Source organism: Streptomyces sp. CRN 30, assembly GCF_034105845.1.
In genome coordinates, this window is the sequence record NZ_JAVRHI010000456.1 from 1 (window position 1) to 4,421 (window position 4,421).

The window sequence follows — 4,421 nt, forward strand, 5'->3', positions numbered from 1 at the left end:
CGACGGCGTGATCGGCGCCTTCGCCATCACCAACGACATCGTGCTGATGGCGCTGGGACTCGGCATCGGCGCCATGTACGTCCGTTCGCTCACCGTCTACCTGGTCCGCCAGGGCACCCTCGACGACTACGTCTACCTGGAACACGGCGCCCACTACGCCATCGGCGCCCTCGCGGCACTGCTGCTCATCACCATCCAGTACGAGATCAACGAGATCATCACCGGCCTCATCGGCGTCGTGCTGATCGCCGCCTCCTTCTGGTCCTCCGTGCGCCGCAACAAGGCGCTCGCCGAGGCCGAGGGCTCGGGCGACAGCGAGAAGGCCGAGGTCTCCTCCGGAGTGTGAACCTCCTGGGGAGGGAACGCTTCGATCGGGGCGGCCGTCGAGGACGACTCCTCGGCGCCGCCCCGTCGGCGTCGACAGCATGCGGTGGGACGTGGGGGCGGGAATGGGCTTCTTGGACGGACTGTGGCGTGGCCGCGAGACCGAGTTCGACTCGGGCAACGCGGCGACCAACGCCATCGAACTGACCAAACGGCACAGTCAGGTCTCCCTGACCAAGCAGGGCGCGGCCACCGGCCACCTGCGGGTCAACCTGACCTGGCGGATGCGGACCTCGGACATCACCGGGCCGCAGCGGGAGAGCCTGCTGCGCCACCCCTTCAAGGCGCTCAAGCCGCCCGAGGTCATGGGACACAGCCAGAGCATGGTCAACGTCGACCTCGACCTCGGCTGCCTGTACGAGTTGCAGGACGGCTCCAAGGGCGTCGTCCAGCCCCTCGGCGGCTTCTTCGGCGAGATAAACGCCGCGCCGTACGTCAAGCTCAGCGGCGACGACCGGTTCGGCTCCGGCTCCGGCGAGACGATGTACGTCAACCTCGACCAGCGGGACGCCATCAAGCGGCTGCTGGTCTTCGCGTACATCTACGACCAGACGCCCGCCTTCGACCGCACCCACGCCATCGTCACGCTCTACCCGAGCAACGGCCCCCGGATCGAGATATCCCTCGACGAACGCCACCCGCAGGCCCGCTCCTGCGCCGTGGTGCTGATCGAGAACGTCAAGGGCGAGATCCTCGTCCGCCGCGAGGTGAAGTTCGTCTACGGCTTCCAGGGCGAGCTGGACCGGCTGTACGGCTGGGGGCTCCAGTGGGGGCGCGGTTACAAGGCGAAGGCCGAGCGCTGACGCGAGTACGGCGAGGGCCCCGGGACGGGTCGGGACGCGGCTACGGGACCGGACGCGGGCCCCGGGTCACCGGCCGATGAACTGCGGGCCCTGCGGCGGCATCCGGAACTCCGGGTCCGGCGCCACGGCCGGGGGCGGCGGGAAGCCGTAGCCGGCCGCCGCGCCGGAGACCGTCGCCGGAGCGGGCGCCTGCGGGTAGCCGTACGCGCCCTGCCCGGCACCGGCGGGCTGCGGATACCCGTAGGCGGGCTGGGCCGCCGGGGCCTGCTGCGGATAGCCGTAGGCCGGCTGGACCGGCACCGCGGGCGGCTGCTCCGGGGGCAGCGGCTGGGCGGGCGCGGTCGGCGCGGAAGGGGAGTGGACGGGCGCCGGGAGCTGAGGGGGAGAGGCGGGCGCCGCGGGCACCACCTCGGTCGCCCCGGTGGCCCCCGCCGCCCCGGACGCTCCGGTTGCCCCGGGCGCTCCCGTCGTCTCGGGTGCTCCCGTCGCCTCGGGCGGCGTCGCCGCGTCCTCCGCCGGCTCCGCCGGCTCCTCCGACTCGTCCACCGAGATGCCAAAGTCGGTCGCCAGGCCCTCCAGCCCGTTCGAATAGCCCTCGCCGAGCGCCCGGAACTTCCAGCTCTCCCCGCGCCGGTACAGCTCGCCGCAGATCAGCGCCGTCTCCTCGCCGGTCTCCGGACGCACGTCGAAATACGCCAGCGGATCCGCGTCGGCGGCCGCCGCGTCGTACAGCAGGATGCGCAGGTCCCGTACCCGGTCGAAGGGGACGTCGTCCGCCGAGGCGACCAGCAGGATCCGGCCGACGACGGGTCCGACGCCGGACAGCTCCGTCTGCACCGTGTCCGTCAGCGCGTCCCCGGCCCGCTTCTTGCCGAGCCGCCACACCTTCCCCGACGGGTGCCGTGGCTGGTTGTAGAAGACGAAGTCCTCGTCGGAACGCACACGGTCGTCGGGTCCCAGGAGCAGCGCGGAGACATCCACGTCCGGCACCCCCTGGCCGGGTGTCCACCGCAGCACGGCCCGTACCGTGGTGGCCTCCAGCGGGACGTTCGACCCCTTCAGCATCGCGTGCGTCATGCCGTCATCCTGCCCTCTCGGTCCTGGTCACGACAATGCGGGGGCGGGTACCCGGGGCGTGTCCGCCCGTCCGTCCCGCAGTGCCGACACAGCCGGGTTACCTGGAATTCATGCCCGGTGGGAACTTCGGACATGGGTTCCTACGTACTATTACCGGCCACCTTCGAACGTTTCACAGGTCGCCCAGCCACCACGGGGGAGTTCTTATGCGTCATTTCGGGCACATCGCCCCTGAGGTGCGGAAGCGTCTCTTCCACCAGGAACCGGCCACGTTCACCGCCGACTCCCCGGCCCGGCTGCTCTCCGCCGCCCTGGGCGCCACGCTCTACAGCCCCGCCACCCGCCCGAACCTCGCCGACGACATCCTCAAGCAGGCCGCGAACGGCGTCGTGTCGATGGTCCTCTGCCTGGAGGACTCCATAGACGACGCCGACGTACCGGCCGGCGAGGAGAACCTCGTCCGCCACCTCACCGACCTCGCCGGACGCCCCGGCGCGGACCTCCCGCTGCTCTTCGTCCGGGTGCGCGCCCCCGAGCAGATACCCGACCTCGTCCGCCGCCTCGGCGCGGCCGTGCGGACGCTCTCCGGCTTCGTCCTGCCCAAGTTCACCGAGGAGCGCGGCATCCCGTTCCTGGAGGCGCTCGCCGACGCGGAGGCCGCCACCGGCCGCCGCCTCTTCGCCATGCCCGTCCTGGAATCCCCCGACCTCCTCTACCTGGAGTCGCGGGTGCCGGCCCTGGAGGGCATCTACCGCGCCGTCGACAAGTACCGCGACCGCGTCCTCGCCCTCCGGCTCGGCGTGACCGATTTCTGCTCCTCCTACGGACTGCGCCGCGCCCCCGACATGACGGCGTACGACGTCCAGATCGTCGCCTCCGTCATCGCCGACGTGGTCAACACGCTGGGCCGGGCCGACGGCACCGGCTTCACCGTCACCGGACCGGTGTGGGAGTACTTCCGGGTCCAGGAGCGGATGTTCAAACCGCAGCTGCGGCAGAGCCCCTTCCTGGAGGTGCAGGCCGCCGACCTGCGCGCCCGGCTGATCGAGCACGCCATGGACGGCCTGCTGCGGGAGATCTCCCTGGACCAGGCCAACGGCCTGCTGGGCAAGACCTGCATCCACCCCTCCCACGTCCTCCCCGTGCACGCGCTGTCCGTCGTCAGCCACGAGGAGTTCAGCGACGCGCAGGACATCCTCCGGCCGGAGCGGGGCGGCGGCGGCGTCCTGAGATCGTCGTACACGAACAAGATGAACGAGGTGAAGCCGCACCGCGCCTGGGCGGAGCGCACCCTGCTGCGCGCCGAGGCGTTCGGCGTGGCGGGCGAGGAGACCGGCTTCGTGGACCTCCTCGCGGCCGGGCTGACGGGAGACGTACGCGCATGAACGAGCGGCCGAGCACCGGGGAGCGACCCGGCGCGATCTGGACCGGCAGCTGGGTCGCCGAGCGGCTCGGCGTCTCCCTCTCCGGCGACGACAGCCTGACCGAGCTGCTGGGCCTCGCCCTGCGCCGCAACCCCAAGCGCGCGCACCTCCTCGTCTCCCACGTCCTCGGCAAGCACGTGCCGCAGTCGCCGTCCGTCGTCCACGGCCACGGCTTCGCCCTCGGACGCCGGGTCCGCGACCTGCTGGGCGCCGAGGCGTCCGCCGCGGCGGTCGTCCTCGGCTACGCGGAGACGGCCACCGGGCTCGGCCACTCGGTGGCGGACGGGCTGGGCTCGGCGCCGTACCTGCACTCCACGCGCCGTCCCGTTCCCGGTGTGGCGCGGGCGGGCGGGTTCGAGGAGTCCCACTCCCACGCGACGTCGCACCTGCTGCTCCCCGAGGACCCGGCGCTGCTGGCCGGGGACGGGCCGCTGGTCCTGGTCGACGACGAGTTCTCCACGGGGAACACGGTGCTGAACACCGTGCGTGAGCTGCACGCGCTGTATCCGCGGCGGCGGTACGTGGTGGTGGCGCTGGTCGACATGCGGTCGGCGGCGGACGCGGGGCGGCTGGAGCGGTTCGCCCGCGAGATCGGGGCGGAGGTCGATCTCGTGGCCGTCGCCTCGGGCACTGTGCATCTCCCTGACGGGGTGCTGGAGGCGGGGCAGGCGTTGGTGGCGGAGTACGAGGGTGCGTCGTCGGGTGCGGACGCGTCGGGGCCGTTCGCGCAGTT

At 72.0% G+C, this 4,421-nt stretch carries 5 protein-coding genes; 4 read left to right on the top strand and 1 reads right to left on the bottom strand.

The window, feature by feature from the left end; all coding sequences use genetic code 11:
• Both UW392_RS51835 and UW392_RS51840 read left to right on the top strand, forming a co-directional pair.
• The coding region (locus UW392_RS51835; protein ID WP_320782413.1) for a DUF475 domain-containing protein at positions 1-346 on the top strand (346 nt) is incomplete at its 5' end.
• 103 nt (positions 347-449) lie between these two features.
• Positions 450-1,187 (top strand): Tellurium resistance, encoded by a 738-nt coding sequence (locus UW392_RS51840; RefSeq protein WP_320782414.1) that lies wholly within the window; start codon positions 450-452, stop codon positions 1,185-1,187.
• Positions 1,188-1,253: 66 nt separating this feature from the next.
• Here the strand turns inward: UW392_RS51840 and UW392_RS51845 are convergent, their stop codons facing one another.
• Positions 1,254-2,264: a TerD family protein gene (locus tag UW392_RS51845; protein ID WP_320782415.1), complete on the bottom strand. Its 1,011-nt coding sequence runs from the start codon at positions 2,262-2,264 to the stop codon at positions 1,254-1,256.
• Between the two features lie 206 nt (positions 2,265-2,470).
• Between UW392_RS51845 and UW392_RS51850 the strand changes: the two genes are divergently transcribed.
• Positions 2,471-3,649, top strand: a complete 1,179-nt coding sequence (locus tag UW392_RS51850) for an HpcH/HpaI aldolase/citrate lyase family protein (RefSeq protein ID WP_320782416.1) — start codon at positions 2,471-2,473, stop codon at positions 3,647-3,649.
• Positions 3,646-4,421: phosphoribosyltransferase domain-containing protein (locus UW392_RS51855; RefSeq protein ID WP_320782417.1), on the top strand; the 776-nt coding region annotated here is incomplete at its 3' end. The genes UW392_RS51850 and UW392_RS51855, both read left to right, overlap by 4 nt.

Excerpts from the sequence above, each read along its gene's own strand:
- UW392_RS51840 (WP_320782414.1), top strand. The coding sequence starts at position 450 with ATGGGCTTCTTGGACGGACTGTGGCGTGGCCGCGAGACCGAGTTCGAC.
- UW392_RS51845 (WP_320782415.1), bottom strand. The coding sequence starts at position 2,264 with ATGACGCACGCGATGCTGAAGGGGTCGAACGTCCCGCTGGAGGCCACC.
- UW392_RS51850 (WP_320782416.1), top strand. The coding sequence starts at position 2,471 with ATGCGTCATTTCGGGCACATCGCCCCTGAGGTGCGGAAGCGTCTCTTC.